This window comes from [Lactobacillus] timonensis (genome assembly GCF_900240275.1).
GTDB lineage: Bacteria > Bacillota > Bacilli > Lactobacillales > Lactobacillaceae > Limosilactobacillus > Limosilactobacillus timonensis.
The window spans coordinates 1,352,463-1,378,761 of record NZ_LT964761.1 but is presented as its reverse complement, the minus strand read 5'-3'; the positions used below and the strand labels follow the sequence as shown (position 1 = coordinate 1,378,761).

25 protein-coding genes and 1 other annotated feature are annotated in these 26,299 nt (G+C 46.7%); of the genes, 1 reads left to right on the top strand and 24 read right to left on the bottom strand.

The genetic code is table 11. From position 1 onward, the window contains the following. Window positions 1-53: 53 nt before the first annotated feature. The 11 genes from C1710_RS06690 to C1710_RS06640 form a co-directional block, all read right to left on the bottom strand. Window positions 54-1,043, bottom strand: a complete 990-nt coding sequence (locus C1710_RS06690; protein ID WP_102281274.1) for a ribose-phosphate diphosphokinase — start codon at window positions 1,041-1,043, stop codon at window positions 54-56. 89 nt (window positions 1,044-1,132) lie between these two features. Continuing rightward, window positions 1,133-3,541 carry an SF1B family DNA helicase RecD2 gene (gene recD2, locus C1710_RS06685; protein WP_102281273.1) on the bottom strand — a complete coding sequence of 803 codons (2,409 nt, stop codon included), beginning with the start codon at window positions 3,539-3,541 and terminating at the stop codon, window positions 1,133-1,135. Then, complete coding sequence (locus C1710_RS06680; RefSeq protein ID WP_102281272.1) at window positions 3,534-4,220, bottom strand: tetratricopeptide repeat protein; 687 nt, start codon at window positions 4,218-4,220, stop codon at window positions 3,534-3,536. Before C1710_RS06680 ends, recD2 begins: the two co-directional genes overlap by 8 nt. A gap of 15 nt (window positions 4,221-4,235) precedes the next feature. Then, a complete protein-coding gene (locus C1710_RS06675; RefSeq protein ID WP_102281270.1) occupies window positions 4,236-4,895 on the bottom strand; it encodes a histidine phosphatase family protein in 660 nt (219 codons plus the stop codon). Window positions 4,896-5,004: 109 nt separating this feature from the next. Further along, window positions 5,005-6,141, bottom strand: a complete 1,137-nt coding sequence (mnmA, locus tag C1710_RS06670; protein WP_102281269.1) for a tRNA 2-thiouridine(34) synthase MnmA — start codon at window positions 6,139-6,141, stop codon at window positions 5,005-5,007. A 106-nt stretch (window positions 6,142-6,247) separates the two neighbouring features. Continuing rightward, complete coding sequence (locus C1710_RS06665) at window positions 6,248-6,589, bottom strand: cysteine desulfurase (RefSeq protein WP_102281267.1); 342 nt, start codon at window positions 6,587-6,589, stop codon at window positions 6,248-6,250. Between the two features lie 2 nt (window positions 6,590-6,591). Beyond that, the gene (locus C1710_RS06660) at window positions 6,592-7,743 is read right to left on the bottom strand and encodes a cysteine desulfurase family protein (RefSeq protein WP_102281266.1); all 1,152 of its coding nucleotides are present in this window, start codon (window positions 7,741-7,743) and stop codon (window positions 6,592-6,594) included. Window positions 7,744-7,745: 2 nt separating this feature from the next. Continuing rightward, window positions 7,746-8,450, bottom strand: a complete 705-nt coding sequence (locus C1710_RS06655; protein ID WP_102281265.1) for a 5'-methylthioadenosine/adenosylhomocysteine nucleosidase — start codon at window positions 8,448-8,450, stop codon at window positions 7,746-7,748. 12 nt (window positions 8,451-8,462) lie between these two features. Beyond that, window positions 8,463-8,822 carry a hypothetical protein gene (locus C1710_RS08360; RefSeq protein ID WP_235857986.1) on the bottom strand — a complete coding sequence of 120 codons (360 nt, stop codon included), beginning with the start codon at window positions 8,820-8,822 and terminating at the stop codon, window positions 8,463-8,465. Continuing rightward, window positions 8,809-9,363: an NUDIX hydrolase gene (locus tag C1710_RS06645; RefSeq protein WP_102281263.1), complete on the bottom strand. Its 555-nt coding sequence runs from the start codon at window positions 9,361-9,363 to the stop codon at window positions 8,809-8,811. Before C1710_RS06645 ends, C1710_RS08360 begins: the two co-directional genes overlap by 14 nt. Window positions 9,364-9,378: 15 nt before the next feature. Next, window positions 9,379-9,582: a cold-shock protein gene (locus C1710_RS06640; RefSeq protein WP_102281262.1), complete on the bottom strand. Its 204-nt coding sequence runs from the start codon at window positions 9,580-9,582 to the stop codon at window positions 9,379-9,381. A gap of 214 nt (window positions 9,583-9,796) precedes the next feature. Between C1710_RS06640 and C1710_RS06635 the strand changes: the two genes are divergently transcribed. Further along, window positions 9,797-11,122, top strand: coding sequence for an ISL3 family transposase (locus C1710_RS06635; RefSeq protein ID WP_102281261.1), 1,326 nt, complete (start codon window positions 9,797-9,799; stop codon window positions 11,120-11,122). A 112-nt stretch (window positions 11,123-11,234) separates the two neighbouring features. On the opposite strand, the gene ileS is transcribed toward C1710_RS06635, so the two are convergent. The 13 genes from ileS to C1710_RS06570 form a co-directional block, all read right to left on the bottom strand. Then, window positions 11,235-14,033 (bottom strand): isoleucine--tRNA ligase, encoded by a 2,799-nt coding sequence (ileS, locus tag C1710_RS06630; RefSeq protein ID WP_102281259.1) that lies wholly within the window; start codon window positions 14,031-14,033, stop codon window positions 11,235-11,237. Window positions 14,034-14,089: 56 nt separating this feature from the next. Then, window positions 14,090-14,297, bottom strand: a binding site (T-box leader). Window positions 14,298-14,314: 17 nt separating this feature from the next. After that, window positions 14,315-15,061 carry a DivIVA domain-containing protein gene (locus C1710_RS06625; protein WP_102281258.1) on the bottom strand — a complete coding sequence of 249 codons (747 nt, stop codon included), beginning with the start codon at window positions 15,059-15,061 and terminating at the stop codon, window positions 14,315-14,317. Window positions 15,062-15,075: 14 nt separating this feature from the next. Further along, entirely contained in the window at window positions 15,076-15,867 is a 792-nt protein-coding gene (locus C1710_RS06620) for a YlmH family RNA-binding protein (protein WP_102281256.1), read from the bottom strand. Between the two features lie 18 nt (window positions 15,868-15,885). Next, the gene (locus C1710_RS06615) at window positions 15,886-16,155 is read right to left on the bottom strand and encodes a YggT family protein (protein WP_180961325.1); all 270 of its coding nucleotides are present in this window, start codon (window positions 16,153-16,155) and stop codon (window positions 15,886-15,888) included. 23 nt (window positions 16,156-16,178) lie between these two features. Then, window positions 16,179-16,586, bottom strand: a complete 408-nt coding sequence (locus C1710_RS06610) for a cell division protein SepF (protein ID WP_102281255.1) — start codon at window positions 16,584-16,586, stop codon at window positions 16,179-16,181. A gap of 86 nt (window positions 16,587-16,672) precedes the next feature. Next, a complete protein-coding gene (gene ftsZ, locus C1710_RS06605; protein WP_102281252.1) occupies window positions 16,673-17,914 on the bottom strand; it encodes a cell division protein FtsZ in 1,242 nt (413 codons plus the stop codon). A 21-nt stretch (window positions 17,915-17,935) separates the two neighbouring features. Continuing rightward, window positions 17,936-19,318 (bottom strand): cell division protein FtsA, encoded by a 1,383-nt coding sequence (ftsA, locus tag C1710_RS06600; RefSeq protein WP_102281251.1) that lies wholly within the window; start codon window positions 19,316-19,318, stop codon window positions 17,936-17,938. 131 nt (window positions 19,319-19,449) lie between these two features. After that, complete coding sequence (locus tag C1710_RS06595; RefSeq protein WP_102281249.1) at window positions 19,450-20,289, bottom strand: cell division protein FtsQ/DivIB; 840 nt, start codon at window positions 20,287-20,289, stop codon at window positions 19,450-19,452. A 15-nt stretch (window positions 20,290-20,304) separates the two neighbouring features. After that, complete coding sequence (murG, locus tag C1710_RS06590; RefSeq protein ID WP_102281248.1) at window positions 20,305-21,411, bottom strand: undecaprenyldiphospho-muramoylpentapeptide beta-N-acetylglucosaminyltransferase; 1,107 nt, start codon at window positions 21,409-21,411, stop codon at window positions 20,305-20,307. A gap of 1 nt (window position 21,412) precedes the next feature. Further along, window positions 21,413-22,783: a UDP-N-acetylmuramoyl-L-alanine--D-glutamate ligase gene (gene murD, locus C1710_RS06585; protein ID WP_102281246.1), complete on the bottom strand. Its 1,371-nt coding sequence runs from the start codon at window positions 22,781-22,783 to the stop codon at window positions 21,413-21,415. Between the two features lie 18 nt (window positions 22,784-22,801). Then, entirely contained in the window at window positions 22,802-23,749 is a 948-nt protein-coding gene (gene mraY / locus C1710_RS06580; protein WP_102281245.1) for a phospho-N-acetylmuramoyl-pentapeptide-transferase, read from the bottom strand. A 37-nt stretch (window positions 23,750-23,786) separates the two neighbouring features. Then, the gene (locus C1710_RS06575) at window positions 23,787-25,928 is read right to left on the bottom strand and encodes a penicillin-binding protein (RefSeq protein ID WP_102281243.1); all 2,142 of its coding nucleotides are present in this window, start codon (window positions 25,926-25,928) and stop codon (window positions 23,787-23,789) included. Continuing rightward, window positions 25,928-26,290 carry an FtsB/FtsL family cell division protein gene (locus tag C1710_RS06570; protein ID WP_102281242.1) on the bottom strand — a complete coding sequence of 121 codons (363 nt, stop codon included), beginning with the start codon at window positions 26,288-26,290 and terminating at the stop codon, window positions 25,928-25,930. Before C1710_RS06570 ends, C1710_RS06575 begins: the two co-directional genes overlap by 1 nt. Window positions 26,291-26,299: the final 9 nt, after the last annotated feature.

Below are 26,299 nucleotides of genomic sequence, written 5' to 3'. Positions count from 1 at the left end.
AACATTGAAGGGCAACAAAAAAGATGCGAATTAATCGCATCCAAAACTGTTTATTAGTCTTTTTCTGGTAATGGTTGGAAAAGTGAATCAATCGACTGGTGTTGGTGAATCCGCATTAAGGCAGCCGCCAACAAGTTAGCTACCGAAATGATCGTTAACTTATCAATATGTTTCTGCTCTGGCACAGCAATTGAATTAGAAACGATCAGTTCTTTGATTGGCGAATGCTCCAATATTTCAGGTGCATTGCCCGACAAAACGGGGTGAGTAGCGATCCCGTAAATATTTTTAGCCCCAAATTTCTTCAGTACTTCTGCTGACATTGCCATCCGCCGGCCCGTATCAACAATGTCATCAATAATAATCGCGTTTTTTCCTTTAACATCCCCGATTACAAAATCAGCACTGATTTTCGTCAATGAGGCTTCGTGTTTTACGTCTTCACGATTATCAACGATAGCAATTGGTGCGTTAATAAACTCAGCAAAGCGACGCGTCATCGTAACCCCCGCATGATCAGGTGCCACCAGAACAACATTTTCATCGAGGTGTTTGTCCTTAACATACTTTGCAAACAGCGGGGCCGCAATCAAATGATCTACCGGAATGTCAAAGAATCCTTGTACCTGAGCCGCATGCAAGTCAATCGTCACCAGACGACTAATCTTATCCATTTCCAACAAGTCAGCCACCAATTTAGCCGTAATTGGTTCCCGCGACCGTGCTTTCCTATCCTGACGAGCATAGCCATAGTATGGCATCACAACACAAATCGACGCTGCACTAGCCCGTCGCAAGGCATCAACCATAATTAGCAGTTCCATCAAATTCGTGTTCACGGGGTCAGAAATTGATTGGATAACATAAACCTCACAACCCCGGACGCTTTCCTCAATTTCAACAGAAATTTCACCATCAGCAAAGTGACTAATCTTCGCCTTGCTAAGCGGTACACCCACCCCATCAGCAATTTTACTTGCCAATTGCGGGTTGGAATTTAAGCTGAATAGCCGTACGTTCGCGATCTTGTCTGTTGCGTTCATTTGCAAACTCCTATCATCTCAATCAATATTTTGTTATACAGCTGTATTGTATCATTTTTCACTAAATCCGCGTAGTCAATCAGGTATTATTACTTCTTTTTAAAGGAATCAGGGGTAACTCCATCCATCCCGATCATCGGCGAGATTTCTTCGTTCGCAATCAGTTGTGCAGTCAGGAGATGTGACTGCGTAGTGGTTGTCGTTTTATGCTGGTTTGCCTCCTGCTTCTTTGATGGAGTTTCGGTATCCTTTGCAGGTCGTTCTTCAGTCTTTTTATTGTCCTGGTGGAAGGCAGCCGTTAACCGCTCCTGCATCATGGTTTGCCGAGCTGACATGGCGTTGGCAACACTGGTTTCAAACGCCTGCTGTTCGCCAACCATTAACAAAAAGCCTGACGCCCGTGTTACTGCAGTATAAAACAGGTTACGTTTTAGCATAATTGAATCGGCATTGACTAGTGCGACGATCACTACAGGAAACTGGCTCCCTTGTGACTTGTGAATCGAAATGCAATAAGCTAGTGTCAGTTGTTCTTTCCATTCCAGTGGGTTATATGATACTTCTCGCTGGTCAAATTTGACCGTTATCTTTGCATTTTTCCCACGCGCAACTGGATCAGTATCGCGGCTCTCGATTGTCTTAACAATTCCAATATCACCATTAAACACACCTTTATCGGGGTTATTTACCCGCTGCATCACCTTGTCGCCAACCCGGTAAGTATGGTTGTTTTCTCGTCCAAAGACAACACTCGCCTTTCCACCGGATTGCGGGTTTTGCTGCGATTGAACAAAGGCGTTAATTTCGTTAATACCACCAACTTTTTTGTACATTGGTGCCATTACTTGAATATCCGACAATGAATAACCTTGCTGTTTTGCCCAGTCAATTAGCTTGTTAACGAAGATGGCAACTTGGTTAGGAGCACAAATAACTACTGAACGGTCAGCTTGGTTATGCTGCCAATTAGCGGGCAAGCGTCCCTGGTTAACCTGGTGTGCAAAGGTCACAATCGTTGAGTCCTGGTCTTGACGATAAATCCGCTCTAATTTAACTGTTGGCAAGACCGCACTGGATAACAAGTTAGAAAAAACCTGTCCAGGGCCAACAGATGGTAATTGATCCGCATCCCCCACTAAGACGAGACGGGTGCCCGGATTAACTGCGTCGATCAGCGCCCGACATAAAAGGGTGTCAACCATGGACATTTCGTCAACGATGACCATCTCGGCATCAAAGGTTTTCGACGCCCGGATTTGCGCCGGCATTTCCCGACCAGTTAATCCTAAACAATGGTGAATTGTGTAGGCGTTGATTCCGGTGGCTTCACTCATCCGTTTAGCCGCCCGACCAGTCGGTGCAGTCAGGACTAAGTCAGTGCTTTGAGCTCCCGTTAACCCCAAAAAGGTTTCGATTATCCCCTTGATAATTGTTGTTTTACCGGTTCCTGGTCCACCAGTAATTAAGCTAACTGGCGACTGAACCGCTAGCCTGATTGCCGCGGTCTGTTCGTGATCTAATTGAATGCCATTGCGGCTCTCATACTGGTCAACCTGTTTTTTCAGTTCCTGGTCATCAAATGAGCTTAGGTGTCCTTCATTGAGCAAATTCAGGTCACGAGTGATCTCTTGTTCTGCCTGGTCCAATTCAGCTGGAAAGACTCGTTGCCCGTCCAACAAACTAATTAGTTGCTGTTTTTTACTATCCAGCCGTTGTTCCAATTTTCGCGCTAGCTGGCGGTCTGCTAACAGACGGCTTGCTCTTTCAATAACTTCTTGCCGTCCACAGTAAGTGTTGCCACTTTCACGTGTCAATTCTTCGGCGGCTTCCAATAAAGCAGCATCCAACCGTAATGGCGAATCCGCTTGCCATCCTAACTTATCAGCTAGTTTATCCACCAACGGGAAAGTTATCCCACTCACTTCACGAACTAGTTGATACGGGTCTTCTTTGATAACCTTGCTAGCGTTGGTGCCAAATTTTTGAAAAATATCTTGGCTCTGGTTTCCGGTAAAGCCAAGCTGGCCTAGCCGTTGTAATAAAACATCCTTTGTTTTGCCCAGCCGGAGCGCACCAAAGAGCTGCTCCTGCTGTTCATTTGTGGGATCACATCGTTCAATTATTTCCGGATTATTAACTAGTTCATTGAGCGCGTTCTCACCAAGTGTATCGACGATTTTTCTGGCAAAGTCGTCATCAACGTTAAGGTTGCGAAGATACTGGAAGGCTGTTTCTTTACCCGGCTCGACGTCAATAACTCGCTTATAGCTCGCTACCCGAAATTGCTGACCATACTTGGGGTGGTTGACCCACTTACCGGTAAAGGCATAGTCGACATCGTGACTTAAGTCACCAAAATCGCCAACAATGGTGTAAGTATGTTTTTTTGTAATTAGCGGCATAACTTTGTAGTAGCTATCAGGGGACGAAAAAAAAGGCTCCTGCGGTTTCCCCGTAATGGTTTCTTGCCCCGCAGTCGTCTTTTTTTTCTTAGTCATTTGTCAAACCGCCCTGCCGCTCTAAGAAGTCTTTAATATCGGCAATCCGTTTTTCACTCTTTTTATAGAAATCCGGATCGAGTTGCTGAGCCTGAGTCAAGTATGAATGGTAATCTTCACCTAACACCATCGCGACCAAACCACGGTTAAACTGTGTATCCGCCCGTCCCGGGTGGTGTTTCAAAATCGTGTCATAGTAACCGCGTGCTTGTTCAAACTCACCAAGAGCGAGGAATGAATCACCTAGCACCTGATTAATTGCTGCATCATCAGGACGGAGTTCGAGGGCAGTCAACCCATAAGCCACCGCCTGTTTGTAATGCTTTTCCTTCATGTAACTCTGGGCCAGCATTAGGTAAGAATCCGCCTTGAGTTTCGGGTCATCAATCTTATTGTAATAATCAATGGCGCTCTTGGCTTTACCAACAGTATAGTAGAGATTCCCGAGTCCGTAGTTTAGAAGGTTAACGGCATCACCATCATCCTTCTGTTCAAAAATTCCCAGCGCCTTCATAAATAACTCTTCAGCTTGCTCATACGACTGCAACCGTGTCAATAGTGATCCAAGGTCATAATAATTGTTAACTTTTTCCGGTTGCTGATCAATTGCAGCTATCAACCGGTGAACCAGTTGATTCGTCTGCTCTTGATTAGCCTTTGATGAATCTTTTGTTGTCATTATTCAATCTCCTCATCAAATTGTGTCAGTGGGGTCTACCGTTGTTTTATGAAGATAATCCGTCTCGTTCCATTTTTTTAACTGAAAATTCTTACCGTCCGCCGTTTGTAAAATCGTCGTTGAGGTGTTCGACAAGCCACCACGGTCCTTCAGGTGTGCCAATGGAACATTCAATGAACCGTTAATTCCCGCATTCAGTGCCGCACCGTGTGAGACAACCAGGACGTTTTGTGATCCGGGATAAGCAGCAGCATATTCCTCAATTGCCGCCCGAAAACGATCGATAACCGCCGAAAAACTTTCACTGTCAATTAAGCGGTTGTCAAACTTATCGGCGTGAAAATGGAAACTATCCACCACTTGTGGCCACCGGGCCTTCACTTCGTCGAACCGTCGTCCTTCCATTTTTCCAAGGTTGAACTCGCGCAAACGGCTGTCAACTGTTAAAGGGATGTTTGATGGAAGCTCACTAATCAGGGTACGCGCTGTTGTTAGTGCCCTTGGGAGCGGGCTCGCATAAGCATGAACAAAATTGATTGCCGCCAAGTGTTTGGCTAGTAGTTTGATTTCTTGGTAACTTTCGGGTAACAGCGGGGAATCACCATGAGCCCCCTGATAACGGGACGCCTTGTTCCATTCCGTTTTCCCGTGACGAATAAAGTAAAAAACAGTCATCGCACACCTTGGTCCTTTCCAAACCTTTCCCTACTATCTTAACAGAGTTTTCTCTCCAATGAAGAATGCTTTAAGAAAAAAGTGACGAATTTAATCCGTCACTTCTTTCTTAAACATACTGCAACTGGTGATCATCCTGGTAAGCACGGTCAATGATCGCGCTACCAAGACACTCGTCACCATCATAAAAGACAACCGCCTGTCCCGGAGTAATCGCCCGCGCCGGATCATCAAAATAAACCGTCAGGCTGTCCCTGTTTTCTTTGAGTTCAACTGTTACCGGAACATCCTTTTGCCGGTAGCGAAACTTTGCCGTACAACGGAAACGGTCACCATACCTGCTGATAATGTCATCAACCCAGTGAATATCGCTTGCTTCCAGGTGCGTCGCATAAAGCGCCGGGTTCTCATAACCCTGACCCACGTATAAAATATTTTTCTTGATATCCTTACCAACGACAAACCATGGCGCATTGCTTTTCGCGTTGCCGCCCAAGCCGAGGCCGCGACGTTGACCAATAGTGTAGTACATTAACCCAGTATGCTCGCCCACTTTCTGACCGTCAAGGGTCATCATTGGCCCCGGTTGAGCAGGTAGGTAATGACTCAGAAATTCCCGAAAATGGCCATCTTCACCAATAAAGCAAATACCCACTGAGTCCTTCTTATTAGCTGTCGCCAGTCCTGCCTGCCGCGCAATCTCCCGAACCTGGGGCTTGGTATACTTGGCTAACGGGAAGATCACGTCATCCAGCTGGTCGTGGTCAAGCTGACTCAGGAAGTATGTTTGGTCCTTATTTTGGTCGGTCGCCCTCATTAGGTGCATATTACCATCTTCATCGCGATGAAGGTCTGCATAATGCCCCATCGCAATATAATCTGCACCTAACTGGTGAGCATAATCAGTAAAGGCCCGGAACTTAATCTCCTTGTTGCATAAAACATCGGGATTAGGTGTCCGGCCCTTTTTATACTCATCAATAAAGTACGTAAAGACCCGGTCCCAGTACTCCTTTTCAAAGTTGACCGAATAGTACGGGATGCCGATCTTGCTTGCCACTTTGGCAACGTCACGGTAATCGGTGGTTGCCGTGCAGACACCATTCTCATCCGTATCATCCCAGTTTTTCATAAAAACACCAACAACGTCATACCCTGCCCGCTTCAGCAAGAGAGCTGAGACAGAAGAATCGACGCCACCGCTCATGCCGACAACGACACGGGTGTGACTATGGTCTTGGTTCATTTAGTTCACCATCATTTCGTCTAAGATTCTGGTCGTCAACGATTGAAGGTCGTGATTCCAGTAGGAGCTATTGTACCAAATGACACGCCCGGTTGACCAGCCTAAGCTATTGCCGGTCGAAAACGTGGCGTTTCACCATTTCATCAAGAATAAAGTGGTACTGCAAAACGAATTCCTTGGACCGGCTTCCCCGAAAAATGTTAATCTTGCTCATCCCGTTACCGTTAACGGTTTCCATTTTAAAAGCATCCATTTCCGGAGATACCCAAATTTTTAACTTAGCAGCCGAGTGAAATGGCGAAGTTCGGTCGAGACTTCCTTCATAAGTAAAAGTTCCCCGCCGTGAGCGCTCAAAACCCAGGTCATTAAGTGTGTACTCCTTAATCTCCGGGCTAATGGTGTAAGTTTGCGTATCACCACTAACCTTTACTGACTTACTGTATGGCATCCTTATTCTCCTTTCACCCGCTTGACGATTTTAACAATATTAGTTGCCAACGCATCGACCTGCTCGATAGTATTCATGACGCCAAAGCTGACACGAATCGATTCAGTAATGCGGGGACTAACTGGACCAAACATTGCCACTAAGACATGAGATGGTTCCACATTGCCTGCCGTGCAGGCTGAGCCACCAGAAACTGCAAACCCCGCCAAGTCTAAGCCGTTTTGCATCACCTGTGTTGGCACTCCCTTAATCCACAAGTTGATAATTTGTGGCATTGCTTCATCAATTGGGGAGCCATTCACAGCAAAATCAATTCCGTGCTTGGTCAACTGGCGAACCAGCTCATGTTTAAAGCCAAGAAATTTTTGCCCCCTATGGTCCTTTTCTGCAGGGGTCAGCAAACTCACCGCCTTTGCGAATGCGGCTGCTGCTGGAACATTTTCGGTTCCCGCGCGCCGCTTTGTTTCCTGCTCGCCACCCTTAATCAAGCTCGAAAAGTTCAAGCCTTCTCGGCGGTACAAAAAGCCCATCATCTTAGGGCCGTTAATCTTGTGGGCAGACGTCGACAAGAGGTCAATATGATCACGGTTAACATCGATATCCTCCAGCCCATAAGCTTGCACCGCGTCCGTATGGAACCAGGCCTGATGATCAACCAGAAGCTCACCAATTTGCCGAATGGGCATTTTGGTGCCGACCTCGTTATTAGCCATCATCACTGACACGAGCGTCGTCTGATCATCCAGTGCTTCTTTTAAATCCGTTAATGAAATCATTCCACGTTCATCAACCGGCAAGTAGGTAACACGAAATCCCTCTGCTTCCAGCGCCTGACAACTTTTCAGCACTGCATCATGTTCAATAGCGGTAGTAATGATATGCTTGCCCAGCTTTGCCCGCGCGTGAGCCACCTGAATGATGGCGGTATTATCACCTTCAGAACCACCACTGGTGAACACAATTTCGTCATCACGGGCTCCAATACTTTGAGCAATCACGTGCCTGCTGTCTTCCAATACACGCTTTGCATCACGTCCGTAACCATAACCGGTTGAGGCGTTTCCCCAGTGATGATTGAGCTGATCTACTAAGACATCAATGACTGGTTGCACCATTGGTGTCGTCGCTGCGTTATCGAGATAAACTTCAGCCACCCTTAATCCTCCTCTGATAATTGCTGAATCATGGTCAGTAACATCCTAGCCGACCGTTTTCCAGCATCAATTATAAACTTATCAAAGCTAACTCCGGCATCTTCGTCACCAGTGTCTGACATCGCACGTAAGACAACGTAAGGTACCTGGTGATCAGTTGCAACCTGGCCAACCGCCGCCCCCTCCATTTCTGCTGCTAGTGCTTGAGGGAAATGGTGCTTAATCCTGGCAATCGCTTCGCTGCTGGAGACAAATTGGTCGCCCGTGACAATCAAGCCGCGAACAGTGTGAAGCCCAGTTTTTTCGCTAGCCCGGGCCAACCGGTCTGCCCACAACTCAGATGCCGGAAATGTTGCCGGCTGTTGTGGCAGCTGGCCATAAACGTAGTCAAAGGCACGAGCATCCACATCATGATAGGCCGTTTCGGTGGAGATCACCACATCACCAACGCGCAGTCCATCACCAATTCCGCCGGCCGAACCAGAGTTAATAACCACGTCGGCCCCAAACTCGCTAATAAGGTGTTCAGTGGTAATTCCAGCCTCCACTTTACCAATCCCCGATTCTACCAACACTACTGGCTGGCCACTTAACCGACCAAGGTGATAATCCTTGCCACTTAAGCGATGAACCTCATCTTTGTCCATGGCCGCCAACAATTCCTTAATTTCTTCTTGCATCGCACAAATAATTCCGATTTTTGTCATCGTCGTTGCTCCTTATCCCACAAAAAATAAAACTAAATAAACAACCACAATTAGCACCACCAAGACCGCGATCGCAATGTTGAGTCTCTTCGCTAACCGTTGACTCTTTTCCTCAGCCAGTGTTTCTTTGTCCATCGCTAAGCTGGCTGCACGGTTAGGGAACGCCGATTGAGCATTCGTTTGCTCAGTTGCCGGAGTTGGTTCAGGAATCGGCTGCGGCTCTGGGTTGCCATGTGAGGCCTGTTGATTTTTGTCTGTTGTCTCTTCATTTTGGTGATGACCAAATAATCCCCGCTTATGCTTGATCTGACTACGATATTGCGCACGCGTGAGGTGTTCGTCAACCCCGGCTTGATTATTATCGTTGTTCATTACAATGCCCTTTCAGATAGTAGATTGCCATAATCGTTTTTGCATCGGTTATCTGCCCACTTTCAATCATTTGCAGTCCCTGATCGACTGTCAACCATTGCAGGCTTAACTGCTCATCAGGATCCTGGGGGAGCTGTTTTTTGACTGGCGAGAGGCCTTCAGCTAGGTACATGGTCAAGTATTCATCAGAAAAACCGACCGAACTATGAAACCCACAGATACGATTAAGGTGTTTTGCACTTAAGCGTGTTTCCTCATTTAGCTCCCGCTTGGCAGCGTGTAGTGAGGAACCATCATCCCGATCGTCCACCTTACCAGCGGGAATTTCCAAGGTTGTCATCGCAATTGGCTCGCGCCACTGCTTCACCACGGCAAATTTTCCGTCGTCGTTAACTGCCAGTAAGCATACCGCCTTGGCATGGCGGACAATTTCTCGTTGAGCAAGCTGGCCGGCAGGTGTTTTAACCCGCTCGACTTCCACATCAATCAGATGACCATGAAAAACGTTTTTGCAACTAACTGGAACTTCTTTAAATTCCATCAGAATCACTCCCTCTTAGCGCATAATCCGAACGCGTGCCGCTTGCGGCCCACGTTGTCCTTGAATTACTACCAGGGAAACCTGATCACCCGTCCGTAATTGTTCACGGTCAGCGGGCATAATCCCCCGGGCGTGAACGTACACTTCTTCTTCATGTGGGATCGTGATAAATCCCCAGCCTTTTTGTTGGTCATACTGCTTAACGGTTCCAACTAACATTTTTCTACCTCCCACAACAATATCGTCTTATTTTACACCGTGTTAGTGGCTCATGTCATTTCTGGCCAACTCAAAAAACGGTTCTACACTATTCGGTACTGATGTAATATTTCATCAGTGCCTTTTTTTATTTATGATAGCCATATAAAAAATGGACAATCACCCCACAACCCTAAAGCGTGGTGATTGTCCTCCAGAAAGGAAATTAATCCTCGTGACTAATAATATCAACTTTTTAACCGGAATCCAAGACCCAGGACTTCAACTAGATAAAGAAGGTACCGAGACGATTGCCGATAAGTTCAAAGTTATTCATCTAGTCAAGACTGGCAAGTGCCTTTGTCCAATCTGTGGTCGACCGATGCTAAAAAATGGGTTTCGCCAACGCCCAGTAGTCGTTACCGCCCTGTCGGTCGCTGGTGTAAAGACCTTTCTGATGATTAGAAAACAACAGTATATTTGTAAGCCAACAGCTGAGTGTCCGGAAACGGTAACGAAAGTCGCCACGATTCACGGGATTAGCCGTGGCTGTCGGATCGCCAATAACGTTAAACAGTACATTACTAAAGACCTTCATCGTAATATTTCACAGAAAGAGTTGGCTAAGGACTACTACGTTTCTGCCAGTACCGTGGCCAGAACAATCGACTCGCTAGAGGATACGTTCACACCAGAAAAAAACTGGCTACCGGCCACAATTGCTTTGGATGACTTTAAGTCCGGAAAGTTTGCGACGAGTGGGATGAGTATGCTCTTAATGAATCCCGTCAACCATCGCACCATTGATATTATCCAATCGCGCAATTCTCGCTTTCTCAAACAATACTTTTATCGTCACTTTACCCGTCAAGCACGGTTGGCAGTCCGGCTAATTGTGGTCGATCTCTACCAACCTTACCGAGGCCTAATTAAAGAATTGTTTCCCAATGCGAGCATCATTGCCGATCATTTTCACATCGTCGCCCAGGCTTATCGAGCCTTTCAAGCTGTCCGGATCAAAGTAATGAATCATTATGGTCATGAAACTCATGAGTATCGCGCCTTGAAGCGTTTCTGGAAGTTGCTTTTACAGAAAGTTAGTTCCTTAGATAGTGTTCATCACCGTCCAAGGCGCAACTTTCGTGGCGCCTGGTTGTCCAATAGCGAAGTCGTGGACCGTCTGCTAGCTATGTCAGAGGATTTACAAAAAGCTTATGACTACTACCAGACCCTGGTTGATGCAGTCGATCATGGCCAGGAGGACGAGCTAACGACGCTTTTAAAACGCAAACTCACTAGTCTGCCACATCGATTTCAGAAAGTTCAGCGGACTTTGCGCCAACACCAGGAAGAAATCATCAGGAGTTTTCGATACCAGTTAACTAATGGTCCAATCGAAGGCACTAACAACAAGATCAAAGTGATTAAACGGACAGCTTATGGTTTTCGCAACTTTTTTCGTTTTAGAATCCGAATTCTAATAGCGTTGAAAAATTCGCACATCATGATTAAGGACCCCTTAAACACTAGAAAAACCAGTCCAAGCAAACTAGTTGCTTGAACTGGTCAAAATTAGCTATCAGTACCGATTGACAAAGAGCCCAAAAAACGACTACCTTCTCCTTAAGAAAGCAGCCGTTACCTATTAAGCAGACAATTTTAATGTCCACTAACTATTTTTCTAATCCTTCATTCACGGTTTCTGGAAAGTTATCGCGAACAATCTTCGCGCAACGAGCACACAGTTGTGGGTATGCTGAGTCACTACCTACATCTTCTGTCGTCATCCGGCAGCGCTGGCAAACCTCACCTGGTGCAGCAGTAATCTTCACTGCTACTTGGTCACTAAATTCAACCGCATCGGCTGGCTTATCATCGACACCGTGAATAGTCAGCGCGGAAACACCAAGAACTTGCTTGATGTTAGCGTTAAGCTTCTTCAGCAACTCCTGTTGGTTATTGGTTAAGTACAGGTCTGCTTTGGCCTCCAGTGACTTACCAATAACCTTATTATTCCGCGCTTCTTCCAGACCCTTGAGAACGTGTGAACGAATTGCCATGAACTGATCCCAGTTAGCAACTAGTTCTTCTTCGCCAGCAAAATGTTGTGGATCTGGGATTTCAGTCAACTGAACGAATTCCTGTTCAGTTCCGCCCATGTATTGCCAAACCTCTTCTGTCGTGTGTGGCAAAATCGGTGTCAGCAATTTCACTAAGCCGTCCAGAATATCGTGGAAGACCGTCTGCATCGAACGCCGTACTGGTGAGTCCTCGGCTTCAATGTAGAGAACGTCCTTCGCAACATTCATGTAGAAAGCGGACAATTCGTTGTTAACAAAGTTGATTAACATCTTGTACGCACTTAAGAAGTCATAATCATCCATCTTCTTCCGCATGTCAGCCAAGAAGTGGTTGAAAGTAACCTCCATGTACTGGTCGATAGCTTCCATATTGGCGTAATCAACATGATCAGTAGTGGCATTAAAGTCGCCAACGTTGGCTAACAAGAAACGGAAAGTGTTACGGATTTTCCGGTAAGCTTCTGAGATCTGCTGGAAGCTACCCATTGATACCCGGACGTCAGCACTAGTATCAACACTCATGACCCACAGACGGATAATTTCGGCCCCCATCTGGTCAACGACCTTGGCCGGGTCGATGACGTTCCCCATTGACTTACTCATCTTGTTACCGCGCTTGTCAAGAGTGAATCCCTGACTGACAATTTGCTTGTATGGTGCGTGACCATCAACGACGACACTCGTGATCAGACTGGAGTTGAACCAACCCCGGTACTGGTCGGATCCTTCAAGGTAGAGGTCAGCTGGGTAGGTTAATTCAGGCCGTTCTGCCAAGACCCCCTGGTGGGACGAACCAGAGTCAAACCAAACGTCCATGATGTCTGTTTCCTTGGTAAATTTGCCATTTGGCGAATGCTCATTAGTATAACCTTTTGGCAAGAGGTCCTTCGCGTCGCGTTCAAACCAGACGTTAGAACCGTATTTCCGGAAGAGGTCAGAAACGTGGTTGATCGTTTCTTCTTCCATAATCGGCGTCCCGTCTTCCGCATAAAAGATTGGCAACGGTACACCCCAGACACGTTGCCGAGAGATAACCCAGTCGCCACGGTCTTTCAGCATATTGTACAGACGGACCTTTCCCCAGTCCGGCTTATACTTCACTTCGTCCACCGCATTGAGAATCTGATCGCGCATCTTGTCAATGGAAACGAACCACTGATCAGTTGCCCGGAAAACAATCGGCTTCTTCGTCCGCCAGTCAAACGGGTAAGAGTGCTTCAGTGGCTCTTGTAGTAAGAGCGCATCATGTTCCTTCAACAGTTTGAGTGAAATGTCATCAGCCTTTTGGTAGAAGACCCCATCAAATTCAGGGCCATTTTCCTTAGTCAGGATCCCCTGGTCATTCATTGGCGCAAAGATCGGCAGCTTATACTTCAGCCCAAAGTGGTAGTCGTCATCCCCATAGCCAGGTGCAGTGTGAACAAGCCCAGTCCCGGTATCTGCGGTAACGTAGTCCGCGAGTCCCACAAGCAATTCGCGATCCAGGTACGGGTGGGTAGTGGTAATCCCCTCCAGGTCTTTACCAGCGACGTGTTTAACTACGTCATAACTTTCCCAGCCGAACTTTTCGGCAAGTTTATCCAGCAACGTTGCCGCCATCACGAATTGCCGGTCATCACTTGCTGGCTTGACCACGACATAGTCAAAGTCGGCATTGACAGCAACGGCTTCAGATGCCGGAATCGTCCATGGTGTGGTCGTCCAAACAACAAGATAAGTATTGTTGTCCAAGACACCCTTGCCGTCCTTCACTTGTTCAACAAAAAAGGCCGTCTTTGCTACCACGTCATGGTATTCGACTTCAGCTTCTGCCAGGGCGGATTCAGATGACCATGACCAGTAAACCGGCTTCTTTGCTTGGTACAAGAGTCCCTTCTTCGCAAAGGCACCAAAAACCTTAATTTGAGCAGCTTCAAACTCCTTGTTCAACGTCAGGTAGGGGTGGTCCCAGTCACCAGAAACACCAAGACGCTTAAAGCCAGCCATCTGTTTTTGAACCTGTTCCAAGGCGTACTGCCGACAAAGATCCCGGAATTCCGTCGTCGACATTTTCTTCCGGTCATAACCAGCCTTTGTTAACTGGTGTTCAATTGGCAACCCGTGAGTATCCCAGCCAGGGACATACGGTGCGCGGTAACCAGTCATCGACTTAAACCGCACGATGAAGTCCTTACTGATCTTGTTCATCGCGTGACCAACGTGAATATTACCGTTGGCGTATGGAGGACCATCATGGAGCACAAAGCTCGGTTTCCCCTGGTTTAATTTCTGCCGTTGCTCATAGACCTTGTTTTCTTCCCACACTTTTTCGCGGTTGCCCTCTGTTTTGGGCAGTTTGCCACGCATGGGGAACTTGGTTTTACCAAGATTCAAAGTATCTTTAACCCGCATAGCCATCTTCCTTTCTAATCTTTTCTCTGCACCTCGTTAACAAAAAACTCCGTCCAACATAGGACGAAGTATTCGTGGTACCACCTAATTTTAGGAGGGCAAGCCCTCCCCTTGGGCATTTAATAACGGTCATGAACCGGCCGGCCTTTTACTGAACCGACACTCAGGGATGATCTAGCATTGAAACCCACTGCTAACCTCACACCAACCGTTAGCTCGCTGAAGGGGCACTTCAACACCCGCTTTTCCCGTCATCGTTTTGTTAACGAAAATGCTACCAGCTACTTGGCTTGGTCGTCATCCGGGAAGATGACCACCGTTTCCCCCGCATCAGCCGACTGTGCCGGTTGACTAGCGGTCGTCGAAGTCGAAGCAGCCGGTGTTTTTTCCTCACTGCTGGGCTGTGCATCTGCCACTGACTTATTGTCGGCCGTTGGCTGGCTTGATGGAGATGATTGTACACTGCTTGAAGAATCCTTGTCAAGACGGCTGCCAAGAATCTTCTGGATTTCGTCATACTTACTCAGATCGTCATTGGCTAGTAATGTATCCCAATCCTTACTCTTGACAACTTCCAGCTGTGATTCCAACATCACTTGAAGTCGTTGACGGAAGATCCGCGTCTGCTTTTTGAGGTCGTTAGTCTCAGTAGTCAGTTTTCTCGTGTCGTCAGCACTGGTTTCGATTACCTGGTTAGCCTTGCTATTTGCTTCAGCAACAATGTCAGTTGCCTGCTTCTGGGCCTCACGAACCATGATTTCAGCTTCACGTTTAGCGTTAGTTTTAACTTTATCGGCTGCTTCTTGGGCCACCAGGATTGACTTATTTAGTGAATCCTTCATCTCAGTAAAGTAACGCAGTTGTTCCTTAGCCGTCTGGTTTTCTTCAGCCAGTTGACGGTTCTGATCGGTTAATGCCGTGATTGACTCGCTAACCGACTTCAAAAAATCATCGACTTCGCTGCGGTCATAACCTCGCATCTTACTATCAAACTGTTTGTTCTTAATATCATCTGCCGTTAACGTCATTTTAACCCTCCATATTACTTACCGGCCTTGATCACGTTCAGGACCGTTTTAATTTTACCTTTTCTTGTTATCCCGTTGACCGCGTTAACCCGAATTCGTCCTGCATGACGGACGGACAACTGATCATGAATTGCCAGCGAATAATCAGGTCGTTGTACTTCTTCCCAGTTAACCCGGACAAATCCTCGTTCAATGGCCGTTTTAGCTCGGTTACGGGAGTAATTAAACGCTGCCGCCACAATACTATCGACCCGAAGCGAAGAGACTGTCGTTGTTAGTTCTTCCCAATCATCTTCTGGCTGGACAATGTCGTCAAACGAAATGGGCAACAACTTCACGTGGACCCGCCCAATGGTAGTTACCTGTTGTCTGAGGTAATTAGTCATCTTACTATCCACCAGTAGTTGCCAACTTTCCTGTTGGTGCAAAATGTCGCCAAAAGTTGTTCGCTTTATTCCTGCACTCATCAGCGTGCCCAGAACCTGGCGGTGGTGGAGCTCCGTAAATTTGACCGGGTAGCTAATCGTCAACAATTGAATATCAAAATCAGCTGACAGGGGTTGATAATAGCGCGGATAAAACAAAAGGCGACGCATTTCTGCCCCATTCCATCCACCATTACTGGCCATGTTGACCTCATCCTGTCGATTAGTTAATGTCTGGGCAATATAGCATTGACGCGGATTCATAAAGTCTGTCAGCACTGGTCGATACTCATTCGTTGCTGTTGCTAACCATCCTTGTACTTGATCGATAAATGGTGCTTCGTCAGGACGAAAATGCTGTTTAACGTTATCCGAATCCACACCAAACACCTCTCCTTCTTAGAACTGGTGGAGCACTGCTCCCAGTGCCCGAACGCCATACTGAACCAAGTATAAGACACCGATAGCAACAACTGGCGAGAAACTGACCCCGCCAAGGGGCGGAATAAAGTCAAAAAAGTCCATATATGGACGAACCAGTCGATCCAACAACCCACCTAAACTCGAACTGCGAGCACCAGGAAACCACGATAGTAAGCACCAAATAATAATCGCCCAAATATACAAGTTAATTAATTGATTAATTGTCCAGACAATAAATCCAATCACGGCGTTACTCTCCCCGCTTTCTCTTACTTAAGGTTGTCGCTTTCGTTTGCAGAATTATTAAACTTGATGGAACCTTCCACTTCAAAATTGTGCGGAGTGCAGAGAAAAATTTGTTCCCCCACACGCTTAATCTCGCCATCAATAGCATAAACAGTCCCATTAAGAAAATCGATCACCTTATTAGCAGTTGCGACATCCATTTGACTAAAATTAACCACTGCTGCCCGGTGGGACAGTAATTCATCAGCAATTTCTTGAACATCACTGTACAGTCGCGGTTGATAAATCGCAATTTTACTGCTAGTAATCGCTGCCTGGTGCCCATTCATGGAAATAACCTTATCACTATTGTTTGTCGGAACCTGCGCTGCTGGTTCATCATAAGCGGCATCATCGGTCCCGAAGAAATTACTTAAAAAACCTGCCATCATAAAGCCTCCTTAAATCAATAGGAGCGTGACAGTAGCCCTTCTTAAGCCTTACTGTCACGCTCTACAAGCAACTATCGCTGATCAAACTAGTTATTACGATGCTTGAAGAACGGTGGTGTTGACAAGTTGTCATCACTGTCACCACCATCAACACTACTGGAATCGCCGTTAAAGACATTGAATTCAGGCTTTTCAACATGTTTGAATTCATTATCATCATTGTGGTCTTCTGCAGTTGGGTCAGTCCAACCCGCAAACGGATCAGTATGTTGTTCTTCTGGCTGTGCATCTTCAGAATTGTGAGCAGCTTGCTGGTCACTATCAGTAGACTGGGTAACTGGGGCAGTTTCCACATGACGCTGCTTCTTACCATCAATCCCAGTGGCAATAACCGTAACCTTGACCTCATCACCCATGTCTTCATTAATCGTGGTACCAAAGGTAATATCAACATCTGAACTAGCAGCCTGCTGAATAACCATTGAAGCTTCCTGTCCTTCGTACAGCCCAAGGTTCTTGCCCCCGGTGATGTTCATCAAGACATGCTGCGCACCATCAATTGATACCTCAAGCAGTGGCGAGGAAATAGCCTTCTTTGTTGCTTCCGCTGCACGGTTTTCACCACTAGCAGAACCAATTCCCATTAAGGCACTACCCTGGTTAGCCATCGTATGGCGAATGTCAGCGAAGTCAGAATTGATGTATCCAGGGTTGGTAATCAAATCTGAAATTCCTTCAACACCCTGACGCAGAACATTATCGGCTTCCTTAAAGGCATCCATCATTGATGTCTTTTTATCAATGGTTTCTAAAAGCCGGTTATTGTCCACGACGATCATGGTATCAACGTTCTTCTTCAGCTTTTCCAACCCTTCACTTGCCAGCCGTTGACGACGGCGTCCTTCAAATGCAAACGGCCGGGTAACGACACCAACTGTCAATGCCCCGGAATCCTTGGCGATTTTTGCCACTACAGGAGCAGCACCAGTACCGGTACCACCACCCATACCAGCAGTGACGAAAACCATGTCAGCACCATCCAGAACCTTGGTGATTTCTGATTCGCTTTCTTCTGCAGCCTTTGTCCCCACTTCCGGGTTAGAACCAGCACCAAGTCCCTTAGTCAGCTTAGGTCCTAACTGGATCTTGGTTGCAGCCTTTGAGCCATCCAGTGCTTGGATATCAGTATTAGCGACAATGAAGCCAACACCTGAAACCTTCTCGGTAATCATTCGGTTGACGGCGTTGCCACCACCGCCACCAACACCGATAACTTTCAGTTGAGCACCTTTAATCTCGTCTGCTTTGTTACTTGCTTCGTAATCCATCAAAAATTCCCTCCACGATTCCTAATCAAAGAAGTTGCTAAAGAACGACTTAAGGCCGCCCTCTTTTTTGCGATTTGATGACTTTGGTGAGTCACTATCGGCTTGTACTGTTTCGCTCTTTTGCGTTGTTTCTGAACGATGTGGCATTGATAAACGGTGCTTTCGGTGATGTGGTTGACCGCTTGCCGGCTTCTGACTAGCAGCCACTGCTCGGCGCTGGTGACTGCCAGATTCGCCTTGTTGGACAGTCTGCTTAATCAGCTGCTCAACATCGCTCAACCGGCTTTCGTAAAGTGCCAGTGATAATGCCGTTGCAAAACCGGGATGACGAACCCCCATCAATTTTGGCCGGTAAACTTTTACCTTGCCAGAGAAGTACTCGCTAGCGAGTTCAGCTACTCCCGGCATCACGGCTGCACCACCAAGCAGAACCACTCCGCCTGGCAGCTTTGGTGCCCGAATAGAGTCAAGGCGGTCACTAATGCGCTGGAAGATCTGACGAACACGGGCTTCGATAACCTCTGCTAAGTACTTTTCGCTGTATTCAACGGGGTTATCTTTACCGACAACCGTAACATCCAGCATCATATTCTCATCAGCTCGTGAACTATCCGCGAACCCATGATCCTTTTTCAGTTTTTCAGCATCACGTAGTGAAGTGTTCAAAACCGTCGAAATATCCTTAGTAATATAGTAACCACCTTCTGGATCAACAGAAGTGTACTTCAATTGGTGGTCGTGGATAATGCTGGCGGTCGTTTGGCCGCCACCCATATCAATTACCAGGGTCCCAAAATCCTGTTCACCGTCAGTCAGCAAGTTAAACCCAGTGGCAATTGGACCCACAACCAAGTCTTCAATCTTCAAACCAGCCTGTTCTACGGCTTTCTTGGTGTTATGAACAACAGTGGTCGGGCCACTATACAGGAGGGCCTGCATTTCAAGACGTGACCCTACCATTCCCCGCGGATCCTTAATGCCGTCAAAACCATCAACGGTAAATTCGCGTGGAACCAAACCGATGATTTCACGATCAGTTGGGACGTTTTGCAACAGGGTTGACTTTGCCACGTCAATGACATCCTGGTTGATAATCTCGTGTGATTGCCCCTTCTCGGCAATCGTAATCATGCCATGAACGTCCTTCATCTGCAAGTAGTTAGCCGGTAAACCCACCACCACACTACTTACTTTGACATCAGACTGGGATGCCGCCTTGTCAACCGCTCGGGAAATTGCCCTTGCAGTCTGATCAATATCAACAATGACACCGCGGCTGAGTCCACTTGATGGTTCTACACCAGCACCAACAACTTTCAGCTGGCCCTTAACGTTCTCACAAATAATAACTTTAACCGAGGTGGTTCCAATATCTAACCCAACGTAGATTTTCGAATTGTCCATCCGGAACCCTCCTAAAATAACAAATAATTGTTCACCAACACCAATATATGAATGCGTTTGATAAACTTAATTTTAATTTTACCACAAATACTGAGCTGAAAAGTGCCCAATTCATTCATTTTATGTGACGATTATTTGGCCTTATCGCCATAACCATAAGAATAGGCACCAACCTGCAAATCAACCACCCCATTACCACTCATCTGTGAAGCAATGGAAGGATAATAATTCATCTTTTCCGCTAAGCTGCTACGTTTTACCAACACGGTATTACCATCGTTCATGTAAAGCTTAATTCGTTGTGGATTAACCTTCGTTGGTGAATACCTGACAGCAGAGATACTATGCCGAATGGGATTTGGCAGGCGGCCAAGCTGACGAGCTGTCTGCTGCAGTGCCGTCACGTGTCCGGTAAAGTTCTCGTAGGTAACATCATTTGGTACCGTTCCACTAACGGGTGCCCAGGAACCATTTGTCAGAAGGTAACGTTGTTTGCCATTGATAGTTACCAAACCAAGAATCTTATTTTCGGTAACGGTAACACGCAACTTCCGCCATCCGACAAGTCTGATCTTGACACTCGCAAGCTGATGGTTAGCTTTTTTGGCCTCATTTTCCACTTTCTGTTGCTGGTCAATTAACCCATACATATAACGACCTGGACGAACGCCCGTTGCCTTCATTACCGCTTCCTTCGTCAATTCATCATTACCAACCACTTGCACGGTTTTCGCCTGGCTCAGTGGCGAAACAATGTAAATTGCAAAAATCAGAACGATAGAAAACGGGATCAAGATACTCAACAAGCGGTGCCGGTTGGTAATTCGTCTAACCTTGTTTAGCTGGGTTGCTTCCGCACTAATGTGCTGCTGCGCATGTTCCTCAATGTGCTGTGCACTCTTAACACCACGCGCCGCTAGTTCAGAGAGCCGGCGAGAAAAACGCTGGTTATCGTCTTGTTGTTTACTCACCGGAAACTCCTCCTTTTAATGTTGGTGGTCTGCAATGGCTTTTTTCAAAACAGCAATTAACTCATCACTCGCCTGCGGGTGCCCCAACTTCCTGCTGGCCTCCGCCATTTGCTGACGCAGCTCCTCGTTATTCATCAGTCGGTCAGCCTGGACGAGTAAGGACCGACCATCGAGTTGATCTTCTGTAATCATCAGCGCTGCCTTTTTCTTGACCAACGCCTGAGCATTTTTAAACTGGTGGTTAGCGGTAACGTAGGGGCTCGGAATCATAATTGTCGGAACACCAAGAGCAGTGACTTCCGCAATTGTCGTGGCTCCTGCTCGTGAAACTAGGACAGCCACCTTTGGCAGCTTGTGTGGCATCTGGTCGATGTAGGGCACGACCTTGACATTATCACCCACTTTGATCCCAGCAAGCTGCTTGGCAACATCCTGGTACCGTTTTTGCCCCGTTGCAAAGACCACCTGATAATCGCGTTTGCTAAATTCTGGAATGGCTTGGACAACACTCTTGTTGATCTTCGGAGCACCCTGGGAGCCACCAAAAATCATCATTGTTGGCCGGTCGTCGGACAAGCCCATTTCAGTCCAAGAGTAGTCACTGTCGCGGTTAGCAGCGACCTGCTGGGCCCGCGGGTTACCAGTCAAAGTAATTCTTTGATGTTTAAACTGAGTGCGTGCTGCTTCAAAGGCAATCGCAATCTCATCCACGTAGCGGCTTAAGAACTTGTTAGTAATCCCAACAACGCTGTTCTGTTCGTGGATAACGGTGGGAATCCCCATCTTTGCTGCAGCATACAGCACCGCCCCGCTAACGTAGCCGCCAGTGCCGAGAATCACGTCAGGTTGAAAGTCACGAATTAATTTTTTGGCGTGGCTCACTGCCTTAAGAAACAGGTAGACAGTTTTAAAATTGTACAATGAAATTTTTCGCTGAAACCCTTGCATTGGCATTGTTTCCAGTTTGATGCCAGCAGCCGGAACTATTTTATTTTCCAACCCCCTCGTAGTCCCCACGTACAAAACCTCGGTTGTGGGGTCAACCTGCTTGAGCCTTTCAATCAGGGCAAGGGCCGGATAAATATGTCCACCGGTACCCCCACCGGAAACCATTAACTTCATCTTATTGCTGCTCCTTTTGTCCAGTTAGTTTTTCCACTGCTTTGATAAACTTATCGCCGCGTACCTCAAAACTTGGGAACTGGTCCCAACTAGCATTGGCTGGCGACAGTAAAATAACATCTCCAGGCTGGCTCAGGTCCCAGGCAATTGGAACGGCAGTAATACAATTCTCAGTACGCTTAATCACCGGAATATGAGCCTGGTTAGCGGCGTCTACCATTTTGTCAGCCGACTGCCCAAAGACAATGATTGCTTTCACGTGTTCTTTAAAGTCAGGTACCAGCCGTTCAAATGTATACCCACGATCGAGACCACCAGCGAGCAGAATAACTGGCTTGTCAAACCCACGAAGGGCCACTTGAGTCGCCTCAATATCCGTCGACTTGGAGTCGTTATAAAACAGCCGTTGATCGTGTTCCATCACAAACTGTAAGCGGTGGCGAACACCGCTAAAGGTGGTTAAGACTTCCTGAATGCTATGGTTGTCAACACCACTAAGTTTAGCAGCAGCAACTGCCGCCAAAGCATTCTCCACGTTTTGGGGACCAATCAGTCTGATGTCTTTAACTTCCATTACCCGTTCAGAACGCCAGTAAATCCAGCCATCTTTAACGTAGCTCCCGCGCTGACTCTTGTTTTCTCGTGAGAACGGAATGACCGTTGCTGGCGAACGACGCGCAATTTGCTGCCATTCTTCTCGGTCCCAGTTGATTATCAGATAGTCGTCAGCTGTCTGGTTACGGGTGATATTGAGTTTTGCATTAATGTAGTTTTCACGCGTCTTGTGGTAATCCAAGTGATTGGAAAAGATATTAGTAATTACCGCAATATGGGGATGAATATGTGGTGCTCCCAGCAGCTGGAAACTAGAAAGTTCCGCAACGATTGTTGACTGATCACCACTTTGTTCAGCCACCTTACTAAAAGGAACACCAATATTTCCGGCATAGTGGACTTCACCACCGTGGGCTTGTTTGATCATTTTCGCGATCAGCGTCGTGGTCGTCGTCTTCCCATTACTTCCGGTAACGCCAATTAAGTGACCAGCAAAAATCTCACTGGCAACTTCCACTTCCGTAATAATCGGGGTTTGCTGTTGAACAAAGCGGGCGATTAACGGATTATCATAGGGAATCCCGGGGTTCTTAACTACCAGATCAAAATTTTCATCAGCAAGGCTCAGCGGGTTGCTGCCAACGATCGTTTTAACACCCATTTGCTGAAGCTTTTCGGCCGTCTTCTGATCATCCTTCTGGTCATTGGCAGTAACCTGAGCACCCAATTTCACTAATAACTGGGCAACGTTAATTCCACTAATACCAAACCCAACAACAAGGACTTTTTTGCCCTGATATTTATCAACTTGCTGCAATTTATAAGCCTCCATCATTTAACCCAAACAGATAACCGCAACCGTAATTGCCGAACTGATAAACGTAATAGTCCAGAAAGTAATGTCGATCTTCCACTCACTCCAACCAAGTAATTCAAAGTGGTGGTGAATAGGTGTCATTTTAAAGATCCGTTTGCCAGTGGTCTTAAACGAGATCACCTGAAGAATTACACTTGCCGTTTCAATCACGTAAATAATTCCGATAAACAACAGTGACCATTCGTGGTGAAGTAAAAGAGCAACTGCTGCCAAACTAGCACCAAGGGCCAAGGAACCCATGTCACCCATAAAAATCTTAGCAGGCTTGTGGTTATAGCGCATAAAGGCTAATAATCCACCAATGATCGAAAAACAGAACAGAGCAACTTCTTTTTGCCCGTTGACTAAGGCAATCACCAGGTAAGCCGCAAATGAAATAATTGCACAACCGGTTACCAGTCCATCAAGGCCATCAGTCAGGTTTACCGCGTTGGAGAAACCAACCATCCAAAAGATGATGAACAAACCATACCACCAGCCAAGCTGCATATTACCAAAACCCATTTGAAAGCCTTCATGCTGGTAAATGACAGTAAAGACACAAGCAGCAATTAGCTGACAAAGTGCCTTTTGTCGTGGAGTAAAACCTTCGTTACGGTGCTCAAAAATTTTAATGCTGTCGTCAACCATCCCGATAAGGCCAAATGCCACCAGGGTAAAAATCAGTGCCCAAGCTGTGTTATTCACTAACCCCATCAAGGCTCCAAAGATTAGGTTGGCAACAACTGCCGCGATAATAAAGAGAATGCCACCCATTGTTGGTGTCCCTGCTTTTTTGGCGTGCCAGGTAGGGCCGTCTTCCCTAATCTGCTGGCCTTCCTTTTTTGACCTGAAATACCTAATCAGCGATGGCATCGCCAAGTAGGTAATCAAAAAGGCAGCGACCATTGCTAAAATTGCTAACATTGTTCTCCTCCTCTTACCAAATTGAATTACGAATTATTTAACGTGGCTTGCATGTCACCGTCAGCGTCTGTCCCAGGTGGACAGTATTATTCTCCTTAATGCTCTGCTCACTAACAAAACCACTACCATGAACCTTAACTTTGATTCCCAGTAAACGTCCGAGCCGGACGACATCAGCCTGCGACCAGTTGGTCAGCGATGGCATCTTCACCGTCCCACCAGTATAAAGGATTATCCGTGAGTTGACCATTACCTTTTCGTCCGCAGAAAGTGACTGTTTTTTCACATGTTTACCAGTGCCAATTACTACTGGCTGCAAGTGCTTACCAGATAATTCATTTTGCACGTCAGTAGCATTTCTTCCTTGATAATTGCTGATCTTGACCAGACCCTGTCGAGCAGAACTACCAACCTGTTGCCGTTGAATCAGGTAAGACATCAGTGGTTTGAAAATAGTTGCCAGTTCTGATTCGGCTGGTTGTGGCAATTTTTGTGGTTGACGCATTACCAGGTAAACGACGTAGCGGGGCTTGTTAACTGGCGCCATACCAACAACGGAATAAACATAACTAGTTGGTCCGTTTGCGTAACCATGGGCTGTCCCAATCTGTGCCGTCCCGGTTTTGACCGCAACGTGTTGTCCATCAATCTTGTAAGCCTGTCCAGTACCGTGTTTATCCTCGACGACACCGACCATCATCTTGCGGACCTGCTTTGCCGTGCTGGCCTTGATAGGGTGGCCAACTTCCTTTGGCTTCCCCTTATCAACCACTTTACCATTAGCTTCCGTCACGGATTTAATAAAGTACGGCTTCATCATTTTACCGTTGTTAGCAACCGCGGAGAAGGCCTGCATCATTTGCATGGCATTGACCGTAATCCCCTGACCATAAGCGGTATTGGCCTGGGTTAACGCACCCTTAAACGTGGTAAACCCGTTGCTTTCCTGATTCATTCCCCTGACGTTGACGGGCTTCAGCAAACCAAATTTATGGATATAAGAATGCCAAACTTTGCTTCCCATATTTTGTTCAATATGAGCGAAACCAACGTTACTGGAACGGTAGAAAGCATCCCGGTAGGTAATAGCGCCCCAACCAGTTTGCACCCAGTCAGTAATCTTACCGCCACCAAGTGTCCATTCCCCAGAGTTATAAGTTGCATCGGGGTTAAAATGGCCTGAGTCAATCGCTGCGGCAAGAGTTAAGACCTTCATTGTCGACCCAGGTTCATATGTGTCCTGAACCATCATATTCCGCCAAACCGGGTTGCCAGAATACATATCAGGTCGTTGTGTCGCAGCGATGATCTTCCCCGTCCGGGCATCCATCACAATTCCCATCATAGACAAGGACTTCGTCTGCTTTTCAACATTATTTAGCTGGGTTTCTAGCATCTGTTGCGGGTGAGCTTGCAGTGTTAAGTGGATATCACCACCATTTTTAGCAGGAATTCCGCCACGGTTCTGGTTAACACGGTAGCCATAAACATCGTGCTTAGCTGTCCGGTAACCATTTTCACCTGTTAGATGCTTATTAAATACCTTTTCAATCCCTAGTTGACCGGTTAAAGTAGTTTGACCCGTTTGTTTATTTTCTTTTGCCGTAGCCAGTCCCACTAGTTGACTCGCAAATTCTCCCTGCGGGTACTGACGAGCAGGCATCGCGACAAAATGAAGACCATTTACGTGGGCCGCCTTAATTTGCTTCATCTTACGGATAGAAAGATTAGCGCCGTCATTGCCAAATTCAACTTGAAAAACTTTTTTATGAGGATTCAACGTTTGATATGCGTGGTCTTCAGAAATATGCAAGTACTTGCTCAATACCCGAGCCGCCTTAGCTTTATCGGTCACGTAGAGCGGCTTGCCACTAGTTGTCTTTTGCTTGTGATCCAGGACCGCATAAACTGTGTAGCGGTTAGTGTCCTGTGCTAAGGCATTACCATTGGCATCATAGATTACACCCCGTTTTGCCCGGATTAGCTGTTTTTGGCTGTAAATCTTTGCGGCCCGTGAACGCAGGTTAACGTGATTGACGTGTTTCACTAAGCCAATTTGCGCAAAACGGACGGCAAACCAGATAAACATCAACGCAATTAGGAAGTAAAAGATCATCCCAAAGAGTCTTCCGTTGGCCTGCTTATCATTGTTTGTCGTCCGTCGAGGTTGTTTTTTCATTACTTATTAACGTTCCTTACACTAGTATTAGTATCGCTGAACCCATACTTTTTTGCGGCCTGGTTAAGGTGCGATTCACTAGTCAGCTCAGCAATTTCCTGACGCTCACTAGCATTTTCATTGCTCACTCGACTAACCCGGGCTTGAACGTCCTGAAGATGGTGGTTGGCATTGGTAACTGCAATTTTCATTGAAACCACTGCCCCCATCATTCCCAGGAGCACTACCCCACAAGCAACACATAAACGAATTTCTTGTCGCCACGAGACTACCGGGGTCGCCGGTTGTACGGTCGTTGCTTGCCATTCTTCCTGTTGTGGAGCTGTTTGATTAACCAAGTCTTTTGCCGCGTTCGAAGCCATCTTAACCAC

Bases quoted from the DNA above. Each gene is read 5' to 3' on its own strand.
- C1710_RS06690 (WP_102281274.1), bottom strand. From the start codon at position 1,043: ATGAACGCAACAGACAAGATCGCGAACGTACGGCTATTCAGCTTAAAT.
- C1710_RS06575 (WP_102281243.1), bottom strand. From the start codon at position 25,928: ATGAAAAAACAACCTCGACGGACGACAAACAATGATAAGCAGGCCAAC.
- C1710_RS06640 (WP_102281262.1), bottom strand. From the start codon at position 9,582: ATGTTAGTTGGAACCGTTAAGCAGTATGACCAACAAAAAGGCTGGGGA.
- C1710_RS08360 (WP_235857986.1), bottom strand. From the start codon at position 8,822: ATGAACAACGATAATAATCAAGCCGGGGTTGACGAACACCTCACGCGT.
- murG (WP_102281248.1), bottom strand. From the start codon at position 21,411: ATGAAGTTAATGGTTTCCGGTGGGGGTACCGGTGGACATATTTATCCG.
- C1710_RS06655 (WP_102281265.1), bottom strand. From the start codon at position 8,450: ATGACAAAAATCGGAATTATTTGTGCGATGCAAGAAGAAATTAAGGAA.
- C1710_RS06645 (WP_102281263.1), bottom strand. From the start codon at position 9,363: ATGGAATTTAAAGAAGTTCCAGTTAGTTGCAAAAACGTTTTTCATGGT.
- ftsA (WP_102281251.1), bottom strand. From the start codon at position 19,318: ATGGACAATTCGAAAATCTACGTTGGGTTAGATATTGGAACCACCTCG.
- C1710_RS06625 (WP_102281258.1), bottom strand. From the start codon at position 15,061: ATGACGTTAACGGCAGATGATATTAAGAACAAACAGTTTGATAGTAAG.
- C1710_RS06570 (WP_102281242.1), bottom strand. From the start codon at position 26,290: ATGGCTTCGAACGCGGCAAAAGACTTGGTTAATCAAACAGCTCCACAA.
- ileS (WP_102281259.1), bottom strand. From the start codon at position 14,033: ATGCGGGTTAAAGATACTTTGAATCTTGGTAAAACCAAGTTCCCCATG.
- mraY (WP_102281245.1), bottom strand. From the start codon at position 23,749: ATGTTAGCAATTTTAGCAATGGTCGCTGCCTTTTTGATTACCTACTTG.
- C1710_RS06665 (WP_102281267.1), bottom strand. From the start codon at position 6,589: ATGCCATACAGTAAGTCAGTAAAGGTTAGTGGTGATACGCAAACTTAC.
- mnmA (WP_102281269.1), bottom strand. From the start codon at position 6,141: ATGAACCAAGACCATAGTCACACCCGTGTCGTTGTCGGCATGAGCGGT.
- C1710_RS06675 (WP_102281270.1), bottom strand. From the start codon at position 4,895: ATGACTGTTTTTTACTTTATTCGTCACGGGAAAACGGAATGGAACAAG.
- C1710_RS06680 (WP_102281272.1), bottom strand. From the start codon at position 4,220: ATGACAACAAAAGATTCATCAAAGGCTAATCAAGAGCAGACGAATCAA.
- recD2 (WP_102281273.1), bottom strand. From the start codon at position 3,541: ATGACTAAGAAAAAAAAGACGACTGCGGGGCAAGAAACCATTACGGGG.
- ftsZ (WP_102281252.1), bottom strand. From the start codon at position 17,914: ATGGATTACGAAGCAAGTAACAAAGCAGACGAGATTAAAGGTGCTCAA.
- C1710_RS06610 (WP_102281255.1), bottom strand. From the start codon at position 16,586: ATGATGGCAGGTTTTTTAAGTAATTTCTTCGGGACCGATGATGCCGCT.